The organism is Candidatus Defluviibacterium haderslevense (assembly GCA_016712225.1).
Classification (GTDB): domain Bacteria; phylum Bacteroidota; class Bacteroidia; order Chitinophagales; family Saprospiraceae; genus Vicinibacter; species Vicinibacter haderslevensis.
On record JADJRL010000003.1, the window covers coordinates 3,597,363 to 3,618,469 of the forward strand.

Annotated in this window: 17 protein-coding genes; 3 read left to right on the forward strand and 14 right to left on the reverse strand. The window is 32.6% G+C overall.

The features are described 5' to 3' along the window. Positions 1-54: 54 nt before the first annotated feature. Both IPK88_14065 and IPK88_14070 read right to left on the reverse strand, forming a co-directional pair. The gene (locus IPK88_14065; protein ID MBK8244549.1) at positions 55-732 is read right to left on the reverse strand and encodes an SGNH/GDSL hydrolase family protein; all 678 of its coding nucleotides are present in this window, start codon (positions 730-732) and stop codon (positions 55-57) included. 359 nt (positions 733-1,091) lie between these two features. Then, complete coding sequence (locus tag IPK88_14070; GenBank protein MBK8244550.1) at positions 1,092-2,858, reverse strand: VCBS repeat-containing protein; 1,767 nt, start codon at positions 2,856-2,858, stop codon at positions 1,092-1,094. A 209-nt stretch (positions 2,859-3,067) separates the two neighbouring features. On the opposite strand from IPK88_14070, the gene IPK88_14075 reads away from it, so the two are divergent. Further along, positions 3,068-4,147, forward strand: coding sequence for a histidine kinase (locus IPK88_14075; protein MBK8244551.1), 1,080 nt, complete (start codon positions 3,068-3,070; stop codon positions 4,145-4,147). Then, positions 4,113-4,817: a response regulator transcription factor gene (locus IPK88_14080; GenBank protein MBK8244552.1), complete on the forward strand. Its 705-nt coding sequence runs from the start codon at positions 4,113-4,115 to the stop codon at positions 4,815-4,817. Before IPK88_14075 ends, IPK88_14080 begins: the two co-directional genes overlap by 35 nt. 478 nt (positions 4,818-5,295) lie before the next feature. Here IPK88_14080 and IPK88_14085 read toward each other — a convergent pair whose 3' ends face one another. The 6 genes from IPK88_14085 to IPK88_14110 form a co-directional block, all read right to left on the reverse strand. After that, a complete protein-coding gene (locus IPK88_14085) occupies positions 5,296-8,892 on the reverse strand; it encodes a T9SS type A sorting domain-containing protein (GenBank protein ID MBK8244553.1) in 3,597 nt (1,198 codons plus the stop codon). A gap of 521 nt (positions 8,893-9,413) precedes the next feature. Continuing rightward, a complete protein-coding gene (locus IPK88_14090; protein ID MBK8244554.1) occupies positions 9,414-10,670 on the reverse strand; it encodes a tetratricopeptide repeat protein in 1,257 nt (418 codons plus the stop codon). A gap of 1 nt (position 10,671) precedes the next feature. Continuing rightward, positions 10,672-11,979 (reverse strand): AAA family ATPase, encoded by a 1,308-nt coding sequence (locus IPK88_14095; GenBank protein ID MBK8244555.1) that lies wholly within the window; start codon positions 11,977-11,979, stop codon positions 10,672-10,674. 189 nt (positions 11,980-12,168) lie between these two features. Then, complete coding sequence (locus tag IPK88_14100) at positions 12,169-12,846, reverse strand: energy transducer TonB (protein ID MBK8244556.1); 678 nt, start codon at positions 12,844-12,846, stop codon at positions 12,169-12,171. Positions 12,847-13,135: 289 nt separating this feature from the next. Then, the gene (locus IPK88_14105; GenBank protein MBK8244557.1) at positions 13,136-13,699 is read right to left on the reverse strand and encodes a hypothetical protein; all 564 of its coding nucleotides are present in this window, start codon (positions 13,697-13,699) and stop codon (positions 13,136-13,138) included. A 956-nt stretch (positions 13,700-14,655) separates the two neighbouring features. Further along, the gene (locus IPK88_14110) at positions 14,656-15,429 is read right to left on the reverse strand and encodes a sulfite exporter TauE/SafE family protein (protein ID MBK8244558.1); all 774 of its coding nucleotides are present in this window, start codon (positions 15,427-15,429) and stop codon (positions 14,656-14,658) included. Positions 15,430-15,539: 110 nt separating this feature from the next. On the opposite strand from IPK88_14110, the gene IPK88_14115 reads away from it, so the two are divergent. Beyond that, the gene (locus IPK88_14115) at positions 15,540-15,701 is read left to right on the forward strand and encodes a hypothetical protein (GenBank protein ID MBK8244559.1); all 162 of its coding nucleotides are present in this window, start codon (positions 15,540-15,542) and stop codon (positions 15,699-15,701) included. A 226-nt stretch (positions 15,702-15,927) separates the two neighbouring features. Here the strand turns inward: IPK88_14115 and IPK88_14120 are convergent, their stop codons facing one another. The 6 genes from IPK88_14120 to IPK88_14145 form a co-directional block, all read right to left on the reverse strand. After that, positions 15,928-16,713 (reverse strand): tetratricopeptide repeat protein, encoded by a 786-nt coding sequence (locus IPK88_14120; protein MBK8244560.1) that lies wholly within the window; start codon positions 16,711-16,713, stop codon positions 15,928-15,930. A gap of 42 nt (positions 16,714-16,755) precedes the next feature. After that, the gene (locus IPK88_14125) at positions 16,756-17,277 is read right to left on the reverse strand and encodes a hypothetical protein (GenBank protein ID MBK8244561.1); all 522 of its coding nucleotides are present in this window, start codon (positions 17,275-17,277) and stop codon (positions 16,756-16,758) included. A gap of 761 nt (positions 17,278-18,038) precedes the next feature. After that, positions 18,039-18,686, reverse strand: a complete 648-nt coding sequence (locus IPK88_14130) for a hypothetical protein (protein MBK8244562.1) — start codon at positions 18,684-18,686, stop codon at positions 18,039-18,041. A 497-nt stretch (positions 18,687-19,183) separates the two neighbouring features. After that, positions 19,184-19,849 (reverse strand): hypothetical protein, encoded by a 666-nt coding sequence (locus IPK88_14135; GenBank protein ID MBK8244563.1) that lies wholly within the window; start codon positions 19,847-19,849, stop codon positions 19,184-19,186. Positions 19,850-19,888: 39 nt separating this feature from the next. After that, entirely contained in the window at positions 19,889-20,365 is a 477-nt protein-coding gene (locus tag IPK88_14140; GenBank protein MBK8244564.1) for a hypothetical protein, read from the reverse strand. 139 nt (positions 20,366-20,504) lie between these two features. Further along, entirely contained in the window at positions 20,505-20,996 is a 492-nt protein-coding gene (locus tag IPK88_14145; GenBank protein MBK8244565.1) for a hypothetical protein, read from the reverse strand. Positions 20,997-21,107 lie beyond the last annotated feature (111 nt).

Genomic DNA, 21,107 nt, shown 5'->3' on the forward strand with positions numbered 1-21,107 from the left:
AAGCACTCCAAATCTAAAACAATATTATTATTATTTAAAAAGAAATAAATTTCATTATTTCTTAATTAAAGTTTTAAATATTATCAGCGCTGCATTTTCGCTTCCCTTTTGGGATGGATGAAATTTGTCAGGCCCGTAATAAGAATAATCACCGGTTGCTAAAAAATGTTCCTTCCATGCTGTACCAACCGGACATAACAGTGAATTGGTTGTCACAGCTGCATCAGTATAATTTTTTATTACCCCATCAAAAGTTTGAAAGTTTGCAAAAGTAGGCCATACCATAAAAAAAGCCAGTTTGGTATTATGTGGTATGCATAGATTTTTAATTCTTGCCCCGTAATCGAGCAATATTTCCCGACCCTCGGCCTGCGAAGAAGGACCCTGCTGCACTACTACAAAATCATATTTTTTTGTTGCAATAAGTGTTTGTATCTGCCCATCATTCCAATGATCCTCAAGTGCATAATTTGGATAAGCTACCATTTCAGTCTTGATTACTATGCCACTATCTTTTCCAAGCTTGGAAACCAAGCCAGGCAAGTCATTGTAATAGGTGAGGCTGTTTCCGACAAAGAGTATGCTTTTGGTAGAATCACTCGGGTTGACTATTACTATTGGAGGTTGAAAAGCTGGCTCAGTCTTTTCACATGCCTCTGTTGTAATGCTCAAAATAATAAGACTGGCAATAATTCGTATTCTCGACAAACTGTATTGGCATAGGTTTTTCATCTGTGCTGTTTTAATTATTTATTTAAATTGTTCCACTACTTTTTAAACATTGACCCTATAGATATCTAATCTCTCATATTGTGTCTTTTTAATTATTCTAATATCTTGATTGTTTAAGTCAATTAAATAAAAGCCCTGTTCAGTCGGAAACTACCATTTGTCAACTGTCACGGTTGCATTTGTTAAAATTTTGTCCCTATACAAAGTTATCTCGAAAAAAATGGATTAGGAAAAAGACTTACATCCGTGTTTGTAAAATTAATTTAATCCATGATTCAATGGTATTTTATTTTTTTATAAAATGAAAGTAAATCGATTGAGGTAGTATTGTTAAAATTTAAAGTCTCAAAATTATGTTATCAAAGTTTTATGATAGTTTGAGTATTATAGCTTTTACCAACTTTAACCTTTATTGTATATGTGCCTATGGTTAACCCGTTAATATCAATTTCCTTTTCATTATTTGATGAGTAAATTAATTTGCCGTTTTGATCATATATAAAGCTAACAAAGTTTTCATTCCGGTATTCATCTGGTATTATTATGTTTATCTTAGTTGATGCTGGATTAGGATAAATTAACACATCATTTATTTTTAAAAGGCTCTCATTATTTATACCGGTAATACCCTTTCCTTGAACAATTGTAATAAATTGATTCGTGGTAATATCGGTATAATATTCAACAGTGCCATTCAGCCATTCTAGCTTTATTGAATCAATATTTGTAGCATTACCTAAACCAAAATGTGGACGCAAATCATTTTGCCCGCAATATGAAGTTTGTGCAGATAGTTCTCTCATCTGCCAAACCGGATTGCCGTTAATGTTTGCTTTTACTCTTATTTTAGTTCCTACAGCAGATTTATTTGTTGTAGTGCCAACAAGCTTTATCGTGACCCAGTTATTTGAATTGCCATCATTGTGATAAAGTAAATCAGGACGGTCAACCGAGTTATACCTGCAGGTAGCTACTGCTAGATCCTCAAAGCCGTCATTGTCATAATCACCAAAAGCGCAACCATAAGACCAATCTAAATCAGTTGCAGGTGCGGTGTTTCCCACTCTCGTAAATGAACCATTGCCATTATTTAGAAAAAGGAAATTAGGCCAAAGCGTTGTTGTCCCAAATGAATTGGTTACATATAAATCTATGTCACCGTCATTATCTATATCTGACCAAGCCGAGCTAAACGAATTTCCACCGCAATTTGAAACTGTATCGGAAGTGATTTTTGTAAAATTAAATTGACCATCATTTCTGAAAAGCCCATCATTTCCCTGATCGTTAGCGAGAAACACATCAAGGTCGCCATCATTATCATAATCACCCCAATTGCTGCTCATTGTTTTCCCTCCATCATTTAATAGTGGACCATTTGTAAGTTTAGTAAATACCCCTGCACCATCATTGCGATATAAATTTTCATTTTGATCTTTTTCATTTGTTACAAACAAATCAAGGTCGCCATCGCTGTCAATGTCTGTCCAGTTAACACTTCGAGAAATAAAGGCATCTGTAACTGGCGTGCCTGTCAGCACTTTTGTAAATACATTGCCTCCTTCATTATGAAAAAGCAAATTTTTATTTGTGGCTAAGGTGCCACCACTTCGGGTAACGTATAAATCGAGCAAGCCATCATTGTCATAATCGCCCCACGATCCTGTTTCACAATAACCACCGCTGGTTTCAACAGCATTTTGAGTTTGAGTAAATGCACCAACTCTGGTATTATTATAGAATAGATTTTTTGTGTTATACCAGTTTACTACAAAACAATCTAAATCGCCATCATTGTCACTATCAGCCCATGTTGCTCCATCCGAAGGTTTATTGTCCTTAACAATGGTATCGCCCGTTAGAGCAGTAAACCCTCCGGTGCCGTTGTTGATATATAGAAAATTGTCTTGCCCTTCCGTTGGACCATTCGTAATCATACAATCTATAAATCCGTCACCATTTACATCAACCCAGTTTACACTGCGCGAGTCGCCATCAGAGGTCACAAACGGACCAGAAGTAATCTTTGTAAATGTTTGCGCAAATGTTGCATTAACCATTAGATGGCTAAATAAAATAATGAGAATTTGTTTGGAAACGAAAATATAATGGTGACTTATTTTCATGTTGCATAATTTTGTTTAAGCAAATCTATTCAGAATAATATGTTCTATTTTCAAAAGTATCTAAACAACATATTCCGATACCCACAAAACAGCATTTAAGATACGTACACCTTACATTTGGTTAAATTTACTGTTTGTATGTAGCAATCTGCCGTTCCTATTTTTTTTAAGCTTTTGTAATTTTTATTCTGGATATTTACAGTGTGATAATGAATAAGAGCGTTTGGTTACACATTTTATTCTGGATGGTTTATTTCAGTATCAATCTCTTTACTGGGCTATACCTTTCCAGTTCCAATAACATTAACCCTTCACTTGATTTATTCAATAAGACAGCGTTGAGCCAACTACTCTTATTATTAATTAAAATACCTGCAGTTTATTATGTTTTATATTCACTGATTCCAAGATGGTTGAAACAACCGGGTAAGTTCATGCTGTTTATTGAAGCTTTTGTTGCAATGTGTTTTTTTGTGTTGGCTTATCGTGTCATGATACATTTTGTAATATGGCCTTATGTTACATTCAATAAGCCGCAGACGTTTACCACCCTTGAGTTTACAGCACGATTATTTTATTCGATTTTCGATATATTGCAGGTGGTTGGAATCGCTGCAGCTATTAAATTATTCCGGTTGCGGATAAATGCTATCAAAAATGAAAAAGCGCTTATACAAGAAAAACTACAATCAGAAATGCTGCATCTTAAATCGCAAATCAATCCTCACTTTTTGTTTAATATGCTCAACAGCATTTACTCGCTTTCGAGAGCACAATCTGCTTCAACGCCTGATACTGTTATGAAGCTGTCAAAAATTCTTCGCTATATGATTTATGAAACTGGAAAAATAACGGTTCCTATAGAAGAAGAGATAAAAATTATTGATGATTTTATAGAGCTGCAGCAACTTCGTTTTGGAAAAAGATTACAGGTGAAAATGGAAAAGCATATTGAGAACAGCTCCACGCAAGTAACACCACTAATACTTTTTCCACTTATTGAAAATGCATTTAAGCACGGAAATGGTTCTGGGACTTCAGAAATCCTATTCAATATTACATTGATTCAAAATTCGCTTGATGTAAGCGTAATAAATCCTATTGAAGGTTCATCTGTTCAATCAAATGGTGAAGAAGGAATAGGTTTGCCAAACCTCCGCAGACAACTCGAACTGCTGTACAGAGATTATTCATTTGTTCATTTTGAAAAAGATAATCACTTCGTAGTAAATTTGCGGATTAACTTAGCATCATATGCAGGATTTGAATTGTTTGATAGTAGAGGATGAATCTCTGGCAGCCGATGTAATTAGTGATTACATCCATCAGGTTCCCGGGCTAAAGCTTAAAGGTACTTGCGAAAATGTATTTGAAGCAATGGAGAAATTGCGTTGTGAAAAAATTGATCTTATTTTTCTCGATATTAATTTACCGAAAATTAACGGAATTGATTTTATAAAAACCATTCCTGATAAATATGATATTGTACTTACTACGGCCTATCATCAATACGCTCTAGAAGGCTTTAATCTCAATGTTATAGATTATCTGCTAAAGCCAATTGAGTTCAGCCGTTTTTTGCAGGCTGTAAATAAGGTATTCGACAAGCACAAAAAAGTTTCATCGGAAGTACACAGCGAGATTCGCCAAAGGGTACATCATTTTTTTAACGTAGAGAAAAAACAAGTGAAGGTATTTGAGGATGATATCCTTTATATTGAAAGTTTGAAAGATTATGTGCGAATTCATACCAGTAAGCGGATCTTCGTTACTAAATTTCAGATCGGTGAAATAGAAAAAATACTGACGCAAGAAGACTTTATTCGTATCCATAAATCCTATATCGTTAATAGCAACATGATTACTTCTTACAATGCACAAGAAATTGAAATTGACGACATTTCTCTTCCTTTAGGGAGGAGTTATAAAATAATCGTCGAGCGAAAATTAAAAGGATGAACTCCAATCTTGATTGTTTTGAAAATGTGTGTAATGTGCGGTTGGATATCAAGCCTCCAGCTTTGATTATAAATTAGTTTACTTAAATATGAATCGCTAATTCGAGTATATTACTTTGAGTAAATTAAATGAATGATTTAATATGCTTTTAAACTGTTTGCATAACATCCAGATTTGAACTCATCGGAGATGTATTAAGAACTAAACATTCTTAGTAATTTTTTGGAACTTTATATATCGAGGCAAGCTGCATATTCAAACTTGTCCAGATGCATTAGAATAATCATTGAGAGATCAGGAAGCTTATTTTGTTCTTTCATCAGAGTTCTAGATCTTATGTAAGTGGTAGGTGCATATGTGCGATTTATTCCAAGTTGAAAACAAAATGCATCAACTATTTCATTTTGTATTTTTATGTCACTAATTTCACATTAAACTTCTAAAAATGTAAGCTTGTCGATTGTACGGATATGGTAATTTATTTCGTAATAACCACTTTATTTATTGACCTACTATTATTGCTTTGTGCAATGATTGTGTAAATACCTTCCGAGAGTTGACTTGTATTAAGAGTCATATTATACTCTGATTCTTTTTCGATTATAAGGTGGCCTAATACATCATATATTTTAACAATCGATTTGGGCCTGATACCACTTATGTGTAAAGTGTTGGTGGCTGGATTAGGATAAATTATTAGACTAGCTTGCTTGCTGGTCGTAGGAATATTAATTTCTGTATTGTTTACTAAAGTAGTTTCACATCCGGAGACTCCCATTTTAGAAAAAAAAGCATCATATCTATTTATTGACACAGTGTCTCCAAATAAAATAGCAGGTTCGGTTCCACCATGGGTTGTTCCTGTAATAAAATGATGCCCATAAGTATTGGTAGAAATGGAAGTAGGGACTAAATTGTGAAGATAACCAGTGGGTAATGTGTTTCCTCCTAAACTAATCCAATGAAGTGCTCCTGAAGTATCATAATTAGCCACTAAAAAATCTCCGTAATTAATATTGGGTACGTAAATGCTGTCTTGGAAATTTGCAGAATAATAATATCCCGACCAAGCGGAATTATTATAACCATGAAGGGTATTTATTAAATATAATTGGCTGCCTTTGAGCTCAAATGCTGAACCGTCACCATAATTTGAATATGAATTTCCAGTAATCCATTGTGCTATACCTGATGGAGATAATTTCATCAAAAAAAAGGAACCATATCTCCGTGGAATGGTAATACTCATGTCAGCATTAATCACCTTCATATATTCTTGATATCGATAGTTGAAAAAAGATGTATGTCCTAAGATATAACAGGTTCCATTTGGATCAATTTGAATTTTATATGGCGTTATTACATCAGTATCATAACTTAAGTTATTAATTATTCTAGCTCTTACCTGCCATTGTAGCACTCCCACATCATTATATTTTACAACATACATTCGCCTACTAGATTCGTTATCTTCTCTTTTTATATTAACTGAATCGCCATTTGTTGAGAAAAATGTAGTTTTGATGTCATAGGTACCCGTTATGTAGATGTTGCCGAAACTATCCATTTCTGCATCTATTAGTCCTTCATTGTGTTCTTTACTTATGAAAGTGAACCATTTTAGAGATCCATTTTCGTTTATCCTAAGAACATAATTTTGTAAGGAATAACCTATTTGATCAATTTTTTTATTGGTGAAAGCAAAACAAGAGTCGGTAAATCCATTTTGTCTATAAATTATAGTAGAAGACGGAGATTTTCCACTTATACCATAAGCCAATAAATTTCCATTGGAGTCGGCTTTTAAATAAATTGAAATAATGTTAAACAATTCTGCGTGCCAGATATAATGACCTAAAGAATCAAGTTTAAGGATAAATGTCTTGTCTACATACGAATTATGATATTTAATATTTGAAATCAATATTGAGTCTCCATTATTTTGATAATAATATACATTTTGACTTAAATCATAAACCGACCCTGTCACATAAATATTTCCATATTTGTCTGTTGTTACTGAATAGATTGTTGATTTCATATCTGAAGAATTGGTGTTAGGCATTTGAATAGAATTTAACCACTTTATTGTGCCGCTGGGAGAATATTTTGTTATATATGAGCCTACTTTTCCCTTCGGAGTATTGATTTTTTTTCCATACCTTGAACGAAAAACATGATCACTATAATTGCCACATATTAATAAATAATCGTCTTTGGATAAACAGGACTGACTAATTTGATGATATCCCCTCCCATCCCAAAGTGGATCTTCTCCAATAAACGCCTCTGCCCAACAAGTGTCTTCGACGTTTGGTTCTTTGCACACGTAGGGGCCATTTGCTATAATTGTGTCAAAACAGTGATTAACACTTTCAGCAATGAGAGTTACCACTATTTGTCCAGTATCAGCAAAACGTATCCCTGTAGGGTTAGGATCATTGGAAGATAAAACATTTGAGTTATTTTGAAAAGACCAATAATAATTTTGGGCATCATGCGATTTGGAATAAAAATTTACATTTTCATTCGGAAACGCATTGATGAGATCATAATTGAAAGATACTTTAGTTTTTTCAGACTGTAATTTAATACTGTCAGTAAAATACTTTTCGCAATGACTAAAATTACTTCGTACAGTTATATAATAATAACCAGCGCTATCTAATAAGTTGCTATTGAAGGTCATAGTCCCTCCATTGCCAAAACCACTTCCGTAAGAAGAGCCACTATTCTTCTTTTTCAATATGTAAGTGAAATCTTTTTGAGTATTTTGAATTGTTATTTGAATGGTCTGATTTTTACATAAAATGCTATCGGATATAGTAACAGGCAAATTTATTTGAGGAGGATCAACCACAATGATGCTTTTGGAGGCAGTATCTGACAAATTGAAACTATTTGTTACTATGTAGTCAAGATTAAATTGACCTGCTGTTTCAAAAACATAATTAATGCTACATGAAGATGCAATAAGTTTATTGTTTAATAGCCATTTGCACCAGGTTCCTGTTCCGCTTGAACCATGTAGCGTTGTTATCGTGTCCTTGCAATTTGGGATGACATTAGATGTCGCAAAGGGTTTACTTCCCCCACCAGAATCTGTAGTTTTAATAAATACTCCATTATTGCCAACGGCATATCCTTTTTCAAATCCATAAAAATATACATCGTTCAAACTAAGATTATTCGAACTTGGCATATATTCTAAAATTTCACTTAAAGGTCCATTTTGGTAATAAATACCGTGATTGGTTGATACATAATAGTTTTGTCCAATATTACAAGCGGAGGTTGCATAAAGAGGTGCAAAATCGTAGTTTGTGAATTCTTTTCTTGTCGCTCCATAATTTTCGTATCGAATATGCTTGTTCCCAAATGCTAAGAATTTGTCCGAAGCTTGATTGTAGCTTAAAACTCTAATTGAGTCGTCTGGATATTTGTAAACTGTTTGATTTGCAATAATTAATATAAAAACACCATCGCCGGCTATACCATATATCCTAATTGTTTTTGGATATACGGAAAATAAGTTATTGGACAATCCTGTTTCAACTTTGGTGAAATCAGTAAAATTTGAGGAAGTTAACACAAGCCCATTATTCCCAACTGCAAATAGGTAACTGTTTATTATTGCTAATGCATTCAGAGAACTGTTTTTTGGCCCAACATAGGCAAACGAATATCTTAAATTGGATAAATCTAGCTTAAAGATAATAGCTCTTTTATTTACAGTATCTGTTCCACAAATGTATACAGTATAATCAGAATAGACAGCTATTTTTTTGAATTGGCAGTTATTATAAAGTTCTAAATATGAAGGATCATTTGTAAAAGTAAAACGTGTCCAATCACTTGCAGTACCCCCTCCAGTTGTAGTAAAGTATATTCCGTGGTTTCCAGCAATTAAACCATGAGTTGAGCTCATAAAAAGCACACTGTTAAAGTGGTCATTGATACCAATATTAACTTGATTCCATCCTGCTTTAGCAAATTCTGACGTAAATAATAGAATAAAAATTAATAGTAATTTCTTTAGAAGCATACTTAATGAAGGGGCATATACCAGTTTCATATTCAAATGATTTATGTTTAGGGCTTTAAAGATAGCAATGTTTTTAAATTAAATATTAATAATAGTGTTGTGATGGATTGAGAAGTTTTTGAAAATGTTGCATTGTGAAATATTTACAGTGAAACCTAAAAATACTACTTAGTTTTTTGAATGATCAATTTTAATAAAAATAATTTTAATTTGACTCGATTTCTTTCGTTTAGCTGTCAGGAGTATTTGGATTTATTGCTACATGCACAAATTCTTTAAGTTCAATCTTTTACTCATTTTAGGTAGTGGGTCACTATGTTCAGGATTTTGGTTGTTACCATCCTCAGGATTTATGTAATTTCCCAATAAGCATAAAATTGTTTGGCTACACTTATAGTGCTGTCCTATCCTTGATTATGAAGTTAGCTCTGCACCAATTTATTCATTAATTCTAAATGAACGAGACAGGCTGCCCTCTAGGACACAACAGCCTACCTCGGCTATTTGACGAGGAATACTTCACTATCAATTGTAGTTATTTCTATAAATCATTATCGGTTGTCCTCTTTAATTACCATATAATTTGCTACCCATTGAAATGCTACAAACCCAAAAATGAAGACAAGCCACATTGGGTTATCCATTTCACTACTTGCAATAGTCATAATGATAGCAATCAAGCCCACTACTGCCAAAGCAATGGTGTAAATTAAAAGGCCATATTTGTTTTTAGAAGGAGAAAACATAGTTCCAAAAGGTAACATCATGGCAAAACCAAATCCTGCAATGGTCAACATTTTTTCGTCTTGTAAAACAAAGTATAATATTATTCCAATAAGAAAAGCACCAAAGCTTATAGCTACAAAGTTTGAACTCATTTTCTCTTTTTCATTTAGGAGCAATTGTCCGTATTTGTTGAACCGAAGAAATAAATTACTTATTGGAGCGATAACCCATGTTGAAAACGCAATTAAAGCTAGAGCCCCAATTAAAGGCATTAAATAGGGTTGTAGATTTTCATTATGACGAGCAATTGTTTTTAATATTTTAAAACCAAAATAAAAACCAATTATTACACCCCACTGATATTTTGCAGTCAGATTGCTCATCCAAAAGGAATATTTCAGGAATAGCCTATAAACTGGGTTTGTGGCTTTCAAAGCTTCAAGCATACCCATTTGGGCATAATTGAAAGTTGGATCGTTCGTTAATGCTTCTTTGAAATGTTCCAATGCTTTTTTGTGATCTCCTTTTTCAAGTAAGCCCCACCCATAGTTTGTATGTGTGAAAGCATTATTAGGATCTTCGCGCAATGCGCCTTCAATAGTAGCAAATGATTCTTCACTACGATTAAGTTTGTTTAAAGCCGTACTTCTTGTGTTAAGTGCCAATAAGTTTTCAGCATCGATCTCCAATGCCTGGTCTGCAGATTCAAGTGCTTCTTCGAACTGTTTACGACTTAGCTTAATATTAGCAAGTAATGCAAAGTAGTCGGCCTCATTAGGGTCAAGTTCTATCGCTTGACTTATATTTTTTTCTGCCTCACTCAATGAGTCTTGCTGTATTGCTATGCGAGATTTGATATAGAATAAATACGCATTGTCTGGCGATAGCCCGATTGCATTGTCAATAATATTGCTCGCTTTATCAAATTTGTCTTGTTGTAAGTTGACCTCTGCAAGCAAAGTCAAAATATAAATATTGTTTGAATCCGCTGTTAATAAGTCGGAAAGGATTTTTTCTGCTTCTACGAATTTTTTTTGTTGAATAAGAATTTCAACTTTGGAAAGTCTGTGGTCTTCTGTCATGTTATTTTTTTATTTTCAAGTAAGTTAGAATGTCGTCATAAAGTCCTGAATCGTTTGCAAACATTGCAAAATTTTTTGCTGTTGAAAACCACTCTTGAGTGCTGGGTTTATGTCTTTTCAATGCTGACAACAAGTCGCTGGTTTCAAGTGGTTTAGGTATGCCATCACTAAATGAAGATTCAAGTTTTTGTTCAATTGCAATATCAATAATGGCATCAATGTCTGCACCTGAATAATTTTCGGATTTCGAGGCAATGGATGATATATCAATATTTCCTGTCGGTTTATTCTCGAGTTTTAAGTTTAAAATGGATGCTCTTGTGTTTACATCAGGTGGCGGAACAAATACAATTCTGTCAAATCTTCCCGGTCGTCTAAAAGCGGGATCCAAATTCCACGGTGTATTTGTTGCACCAATAATTAATACACCTTCATTTGTGCTATCGATTCCATCAAGCTCTTGTAAAAATTGATTGATTAAGTGTCTGCCACTTGACTGTTTCATATCACTTCTACTTGCACCTAAGGCATCAATTTCATCAATGAATAAAACACATGGCGTATTGTGTCTTGCTAATTCAAATATTTCATGAAGATTTTTTTCACTACTGCCAATCCACATATCTAAAATATCGTTTAAACTAATACTAATAAATTTAGCATTTACTTGTCCGGCAGTTGCTTTGGCAATAAATGTTTTACCACAGCCCGGTGGTCCATAGAGCAAAATTCCGCCACCGATTTTTTTCCCATAGGCTTTATAAAGTTCAGGGTGGAGTAGTGGTTTTATAATTTTTAGGTCTATTTCTTTTTTTACAGCTTCCATGCCTCCAACATCACTAAAATTGATTTTTGGTTTTTGTAAGAAGCGGGTGTCAATTTCTTCTTCTATATCTACAACTTCATTGTTTCCTCTTTGTCGCAATTGGTTGTCAAGATATTCATCAAAGTAATTTGGGTCAATCGTTAGGGCTTTTTTGTAAGCATCAATTGCTTTTGATATTGAATTTTCTTTTAAAAGTGCTTTTGCATAAAGTGTGTAAGCGCTTAATTCATTTGTCCCAGTGTCAATTACTTCCTCTAAAACAACATTACAAGCTGAATAGCTTCCTTTCTTGAAAAAAACTGTAGCAAGACCAATTTTAGCTTTGTGGTCATTCGAGATTTTAAGAAGGGTTGAATATTCTTTTTCGGCTTCTTCAAGTCTATTCAAATTAAGTAAAGTGTCTGCTAATAAAAGTCTTAATGGAGTGTTGTCAGGCGAATGTTTTAAGGCCTCTCGCAAACTGTCTATCGTGCTATCATTCATTGTTTCAATGTTATTGTTTCGTCAAATAAAATTACATTCAAGGGTCAGGCATCTAAGAAGTACCCGTATTTTGTTACTGCCAAAAGTAATGAATTAATTGAATTTAAATAGTAAAACCATAAGAAAATGGTTGAACTTCCTGGCGGGATTGCTTTGGATTCAATGTTTTTTGCTTTGCGAGTTTTATGTTCATTCTTTGAGTCTAAAATTTACTTTAAATGTATCGATGGATTCTTTACAAATTGGCTCTATACTGTATTTTTTTGATAGCTCTCCAAATTTAATGAGCTTGGAAAGAGCTTCCTTATCGCATTCATTGGATACTGATTGTATAATTTCAAAATTAGAAATGGAACAATCACTATTTACATGATATAATATTTTTACATGGCCCTCAATACCAGCATCTCTTGCTTTTGCTGGATAGCGTATTTCTACTTTTATAATGGGTTTGATTTTTATTTGATGATCATAATCATATTTTTCAATGACACTTCCTCCTTCCTTTGATGAAAGCCAGATTCCGACCTTTTTGTCATCATTATAGTTTCCTTGAGATTTAAAAACAGATGGTTTGGAATACTCAATCCATTCGCCATCCTTTTTGCCGTTGATGTAATTTCCTTTCATTTTAATGAAATGGTGTAATTTTATGTATCCCTTTTTAATATCATTTATTTCCTCTTTTGTGGCTCGAAAATAGGTGATATAAGGTCCATGCTTTGTTATTCGATCTGACTTTAAAACACTATAGTTCTCAGATATCTGATTAATTCCACTATATTTATTGGTTATCAACTTTGTAGGTTGAGATACCGCCGTTAATGTAGTATATAGAAATAGCAATAATATTAAATGTTTATTCATGATTAATTTCTTAGTGTGCTGTGTTAAGAGACAATTATTTTCAAGTGTAACCTATGTCAAATTTGCTTCTTTTTGTGCCTCTTTTTGCATTTCGCTAATCACAAAATACTATGCTTTTTCTTCAAAATTAGCACGTTTTTCAGTACCGATTTTTCCATATTTAATGTCTAATAACTCTTCAAAGTTTTTAGTAATTCTGATGTTATCTTTTCATTATTTTTTCATTACAAAGGTGCAAATTTTAAAATGAATATTATAGCGAATTTTTTTGACGATTACCACAAACTGGTCAATTGATTATTTTCTTTATAAGAATACCTGTGGTGTCATATTTCTCAATAGAGTCAATTTTACCCTTATGATTGTAATATTTCCACTCCCCAAATTTATCAAATTTGCTTTTTATTCCTTCTTCTTTTAATGTTCCATTATTGTAATATTCATGATATTTACTAACTTCTGATGTTCTATTATAAAATTGCTTGCTCTTCACTTTTCCATTTTCGAAATATTTTATCTCTGTTCTATTTGGGAGTGTACATACATTAAGAGAATTAATTAGATCATTTAATATCTTAGTATCAATTCCGACATTTAAGTTTTCTAAATCACTTTTTAATTCGGTAGACAAACCATAATTTTGATTTTCATATTCGATTGTTCTGATCAATACACCATTGGTGTAATCATTAATTTTATTTAATGAAGTGTTTTCATTTATATAAGTTTCTATCCCTGATTTTACTCCGTTTAGAAAGTTTACTTTGTAGCTAATGTTCCCATTTTCATAATATTTCAAAACTATTTGATCGCTATAATGGCGATAATTAAAATATTTAATTTCTTTAGGCATGCCGCTCCTATAACTTGAAACAATCTTAATATCATCATTTAAATATTTAAAATTCCATTGCCTGTCAATAATAAATACTAAAATTAATGATAGAATTAAATTTAATATTGTGAATTTTTGAAAGGTCGAATCATTTCTCTTAAATAGAAATAAGATCAAAGAAGTAACAATTGGAAAGAACAAAATTATTAAAAGTATTAAAGTAAATATATTTATTTGTAATACGAGTTCTTTAATGTTAAATCCAGCCGAATAAATTAAGATAATAAAACAATAAAAGAATATTATTGAAGACAGTATGTTGATAATTACTTTCATATTAAGTTCAAGGTGACTACCAAAAAGGTAAGGTGATTGCTTTCTTTAAAGCCAAGCTCCTGAAACATATAATTGCTGCCATCAACTTCCTATGTTGTACGACCTGTCTAACCCGACACACGAGCAAGTGAATATATATATAAATGGTAAATAGTGAAAGTCTTTTATGGTTTATGTCCAATTTAGTGAAATATTTATAGTGTTTTTCCATGTGAAGGCTAAAAATAATACTTTGTCGGATAAATCCTAAATATTTTTGAAAATATTCTTAGTTTGTTGAATTTGCAATAGGATTGCTGGTAGGAGTTTTTGCATTTAATTTCCCAAATATAATTTCATTTACATCAATTTTACTTTCTATAAAGGGAGGGGCACTATGCCTCTTTATTTTAGAAATATTGCTCAATTGATTTCTTCTCTTTTATCAAAATCAAAGTGGGTCAATATCCTCCGGATTTTACAGTGTCCATACAGATGTCCTTATCTTCTTTACAAGTCAAGCTTTGCACCAAAGTATTCATTGTTTCTCTTAGGACAAGACAGACTATCCGCCGGACCCAAAAGCTTGCCTCGGCTATTTGAATAGGAATTCTTATTTGTTACAACTGTTCTTTTTCTGGGCACCGTGTTTGTCGTTGTCATATTAGTCCTGCACCCAAAGCAAGTGAAATTATGATTAGCATTATAGCAATGGTTACTTGCAAAAATCTCAAGGTTACTTTCTTCAAAAGTTTGTTGCCGATGTATGCCCCTGCAATTGCAGAGAGTGTCGCACAAACTACCAAAGTCAAATTATCGCTAAGTCCTGCTTTGGTAAATCGTGTTGCGTATACACTCAAACGTGTGAAGTCAACAAAAGTAGAAACTACAACTGCTGTTGCAATAAATGCTTCTTTGGAAAGTCCAGCTTTGATTAGAAATGCACTTCGCAATGCTCCCTGATTTCCTGAAAGTCCTCCGAAGAAACCACTCAATGCGCCACCGATGGGAAGTTTGTCTTTGCCGAATTGCAACTTGTTGAAATATGGAATGAGGTCAATGCTTGCGAAGATGATAAGCAAAATGGAGATGATAAACTTTATTGGATACACTTCAAAAGTTTTTCCAAAGGCCTCGTAAACGAAAAGCGGTTTGAGGTCGGTAATGTTGAGCAGCAGCCATGAACCAACAATGGCTGCGATAACAGCAGGGATACCAAAACGCAATAAAACTTCTTTATTAGATTTCCGTCCGACTAAAAACAATTTGAACATGTTGTTAAAGAAGTGAACAATACCTGTCAGCCCGATTGCCAAGTCAACCGGAAAGAAAATCATAAATACCGGAGTGAGAATTGTTCCTAGTCCGAAGCCCGAAAAGAATGTGAGAATGGCTACGATAAAAGCCGTAACTGAAATGATGATAACTTCCATTTAATTTTTGTTGAAGAGTTTATTATTAAATGACCAGTGACCGCATAAAATCTCTAACGAACTTGTGAAGTGTGACCAAAATTTAGGATTGTCAAAGATAGATTTTTTTCATGACCAACAATAAAATAGTGGTCAAAATTGAAATGGCAATAATTAATTTGTGCTTGGCAAAGTATGAAAGAATGGTCATTGAGAATAGAGCCACTGCAGTTATCAAGGCACCTATCAGAAATGGTTTAATTGCTTCAAAAGTTAATACAGTTGTGCCGTAATAGTCCAACCTAAATGGTTCGGAGTTACACCGAATTAAAGCAAGGAAAATAATTACGGTTGCTATCCTTGAAAGGGCAACTTGATTTTTATTTATGATTTGCATTGCGAATATTCTAATTAAAGGTGAACAGTTAGTATAGTTCTAAAGGTAAGAAACTTGGTAAATGGAACATAAATAAAGGAAAAGACTTTCATTATTAAATTTTTTAAATATCTGTGGATGATTCAAAAAGGTTTAGATAAATCGGATAGCATGGATGGATAGATTTGATAGGGCAATTCAAAATAAACATTTTTTTCAGCACTATACTTTTTAAAAACTTGTTTGCATTTTTCTAAAGTTGCGGCGGCATTTTTTAAATCTTTTCGCAAGCTATAACATTTCGCTTTATAATAATAAGCTTCAGAATAATTTGGGTTGAGTCGAATTAATTCATCGAAAACCTGAGTGGCTTGTGAATATTCTTTTTCTTTATTAAGGTTAATTCCGAGATACAAAAAAACTCGTGGCGAATTCCATTCTTTTCCAATTTTTTGTGTGACCCAGTTTATTGAATTTGTGAACCGTATGCGGGCATTCTGAAAATCATTTAATTGCAGGTAGCACAAACCGATCACCATGTCCATATCCTCGCCCCATACTCCAGGTTTGGAATAAGAGCTTAATGAATCAAATCGCAGGCAATCCTGCAAGGCTCCTTCATAATCGTGCATCATATACAGTTTTACAAAAGCACGATAGCCAAGGTTTTCAATGGGGGCTAATTCCACAGCCCTATTTAGCATAGCAAAACCGGTTGCATGTTCGCCCCCTTTGTTATAAGCAACCGAACGGCTCATATATGCTTCTTGCGTATTGGGATATTTTTCCAAAACCAATTTATAATACAAATCGCTTTGAATTGAAACTTGAGGGTATGCGGACAGAGAGTCCAGTAACTTCTGTGTTATTTCTATAGTCTGTTTATTTTGTGCTGGCCCTTTACAGGATATCATAAAAGATATACTCATTGCAAAAAGGTTTACCCACGTTATGTAATATTTTTTAATCATTTAAAACAAAATATCAACTAGTTGGGAATTTTTAAAAAGAAATTTAAGATGCTGATAACAATCGTACGTTTTACCTTCGTATTTACCGGGGGACCAATTCCCCATGTTACGCGTCAATTGGATAATTTTTTTCTGCAACTCAGCGTTTACGGAATTTTCATCTGTATAATTCAATGACATGAATTTAGTCCTGTAACGATCGGTTTGCCCCTGGCAATTAATCACAAATCGTGAAATTACATACCCGTCTTTTTCACAGAGTTCTTCCAGTTCCTTTTGGTGGGAAGAGATGTATTTCCTGATACTAGGCATCCCTTCTCCGTATGATGGGTTGACCTGGTAATACTCCTCAATATTCAATTCATCGCATACCTTGAAGTTTGAATTGTCTAGGCTTTTATCAAATGGTATCCAACCTATTTTTTCCTTCACATTTAAGTGTTGCGGAACCGTATTTTGACAAAATGTCTTTAATCTTAACATGAGCAGTATTAGCAGAAAACTATATCGTAATGTATTCATTTAATTTTTATGAATTAGCTTCGTAAAACTTATCAAAACAAAAAATATACGCTTTTAGCGATTTTTTGTCTTGTTTTGTTGGCGATAAAACAAGACTTACAAAAGGTAAATTAATTGTCACATTGTCAAGAGCAACCCTCTTGGTAAATTTTTTAGCTCTGTTTAGAGATGGTCTAAGGTCTATTTTGAATTTGTCATCCATAAAATTGCCAATAATTTTTTGTCATGCATAATGTCCGCCACTTGCACTTAACACAAAGGAAAGTTGATGTCGACCCTAAAGGCTAAGCTTCTGAAACATAATATTGCAGGCATCAACTTTTGCAGATATGTTTTTATTTTTTGAATCGGCGAATCTTTGATGCCAAGTTGAACAACTCGCCTTAACCGCAAGGCGAGAAAGCAGGATAAAGAAGCATAAATAAATGAAAAGACTTTCATTATTAATTTATTAGTTTGCTGTATTTATTGACACTTATTTCCAAATGGAACCTAAAAATAATACTTTGTTTTTGAATGATCAATGTTTTTTAAAAATAATCTAAATTTGATGCATTTGCTTTCGTTTAGATGACAAGAGTATTTGGAATTAATGCTTCAAATACAAATCTTTTAGCATTAATTTTTGCTAACTTTAAGGCGTGGGTCACCATGCTCTGGATTTTAGTATCATTGACCATTCTAATTCCTCTTTTTTAACAAAATTAGGGTGGGTCTTTTTACTCCGGATTTGGTAGGTCAATAAGCACTAGAATATGAAATTAATCGGCTTTAGGTATAAATTTGTAAATAGGGTGATGTTTTTTTATTTCAGCCAGAGGTGTAAAACATTTCATGTTTTTTTTAAAACTTAAAGTTCTAGCAATTGAATCTGAATTTATAGTAAATTTCCTTTCATAACTCTTGCTCAATCCAATTAGTTGACAATAATCCATAAATAAATAATGAAGATGTTGAGTTTCAGGACTAAGATCTTTCAAAACATAGCAAAAATAATGTTCAACTCCAATACTGTCTTTATAATATATGAGGTAAGCGCCTCCATTATAAATTACAGGTTCTTCGAAGTATGCATTAGGAAGATTTCCATTGGGCAATTGTATAGAATAATCTACAAATTTTAGGCAGGCATTCTTCAACTTATCCATCATTTTTGCCTTTAGAGTAATCAAGGGCCATATAAAGTCTATGGAATCAATATCCTGAGGTTGAACGTTTATTTTGATGTACATTGAATCCTGTTGAAAATCTGTTTGTATATAAAATGCGGAACCAAATTTTAAAGAATCAGATGTAGTTAAAGTTTCAGACCGACCGATTTTAATAAATGTTATATCTGGTATAAATTGCTTTTTAACACATCCAATTAGTTGAATACTAAAAATTAAGAGAATTATCGTGTTTTTCATATCCTTGTTCTGCTTAAAGGAAAGTCGATTCTTACATAAATTAAAAATAAAATGGATGTATTAAATTTTGAAGATATTTCTTTATTTTTTGAATTAGCGAATCTTCGATGTCAATTTGAACAGCTTGTCTCGTCCGCCAGATGATAAAGTTGGTAAATTGAATATAAATAATTGAAGAAACTTTCATTAGTATTTGCTTAGTTTGCTGTTAGTGTGCTGTAGTTATGGATACTTGCTTTCATGTGAAATCTAAAAGTAATACTTTGTTTTTGAAATTATTAATATATTTTAAAAATAATCTTGTTTTGATGCATTTGCTTGCATTTAGCAGACATGAGTATTTGGATTTAATGCTCCAATTTCAAATACTTTAGCATCAATTTTTTGCTCACTTTAAGGGGTGGGCCACCTTGATCCTGATATTGGAATCATTAATCATTCTAATTCCACTCTTTTATCAAAATACAACCTAGATTTTATTAGCCTAGTCGAGAACACTATTTTTTGCAAAATTCAAATTCTTCTTTTTTAATTATCTTGCCATCATCATTATACAATTTCCAAACCCCTATTTTAATAGGATATTTAATTCTCTTGTATTCTATTAGTGTAGACTCATATGTTTCTGGATCAAATTCTTCTTGTATTATTGAATAGATACTATCTATTTGGCAATAACTACCCTCCATGACTTTTGTGCCATCGGCTTTTCTTTCTTCATATCTTCCATTCAGAACTTCAAATTTATAATTACTTAATTTTATGAATCCAATTGATGCATTACCTAAATCATGATGGTATGTTATTTCTCTGGTTTCAATAGGTGAAATTATGCTTTTTGTAAAAAGAAATGTAGATCCATGAGAAACGCTGTAGTCTATTGTTAATGGTGTTTGTTTATTGGAATTACTTGATTTAAAATCAGATATTGATACATCCTTATAAAGGTAAATAAATTCATTTTTAATTTGTATGATCGAAATCGTGTCAAAATATCCAAATAATTTAGCCAATCTATTATAGGTGTTGATCATAGTAAGTTTGTAATATAGCTCCGAATTATTACTTAAAATTGAATCATAGTTAAAAATGACAGGCGAACTTTGACAATCCACTGATTTAATAATAAGGATGCTTAATAAAATTGTAAATAGTATTTTCAATTGTTTAATTTTAACATTATATATTCATCTTAAATTTTTTTATTCGATATTTTTAAGCTCTATTAGTTTTTTTATAAGTAACGTCACTGTTAATAATCCAAGTAAAGGTGTCCCTAATACTGCGGGCCAATATCCCCCTAAGTTATAAAGCATAGAAATTGGTTCCCATAAGCTAACTGACTGAACTGTTCCATTTTCTATTTTACTCAAGTCAAAGTATATCCAAATTGATAAAATTATAAATGCAGGAATACCTAGCAAAAGCATTCTTTGATAAAATGATATTTTTTCATTTGTCGTTGAGTCTATGGAAGGTGCAAAAACTCTTTCACCTTCACTTGTAACTTTAAGTTCTTTAAAACAAGAATAAGACCTGTATGATAGAAAAGAAAGGAAGGCAATTCCGAAAATGATACCAAAATTGTCAATTTTTTGAAATGAAAATATTAATATAAGAACGATTACCACTACTGCATAACTCCAACCTTGGAAAAGTAAATAGGATCTTTTGTTCATTTTATAAATTTTTAAAAAGTTGTTTTAATGTCAGTTTAGGTGTCTTAAATTACAACCCCTAACAACTAAGTATTCATTGTTCGTCCTCCGGACGCAACGAATACTTAGCTGTTGGCTGTAGTACTTTTAATGATCGTTATTAAATAAGCCTATATTTTATAAATGTTTTTGTTAGAAGTGAATATTCAAGTAATATTTTATCTCCAACTTGTAAACGTTCGTAGTCATTCTCTCTAATGATTACTTTATTGTATACATTATCGGCTATTGGTGCTACTACAGAATGGGTTTTCTTCTTTAAAAGAGATTTTTCCTTCTTTTTAACTACAGCCAAGTACACGACCTTTCTCTTTGATTGAAGTTCCCTCTTTAGTTTAACGATTGTGTCGTAATATAGGTGAGCAAAAATCAAAGAAAACACAATAAGTATTGATAAAACTGCAGTTGAATAATCCATAGTTTCAATCATTGTTTTTCTATTTCTTGGTATAATAGGTAGTATAAACGAAATAAGTATTGTAGGCAAGACAACATTATTAAGTTTCCTTTTCTCGGTTATAAGTTTTTGCTCCAAGAAGGTGTGGTCAGTAGGATCAAAAGATTCAATAGTAGTATCTAAGCTCTCTTTCATTTTCTTCCAGATTCTTCCAGATTCTTTAAACTAAGTATAGAATATTATTATAGTCAACGGATTGGCCTCGCCAAACACTCAGCAGCCAAAAGTAAATAATTGGCGCTGACA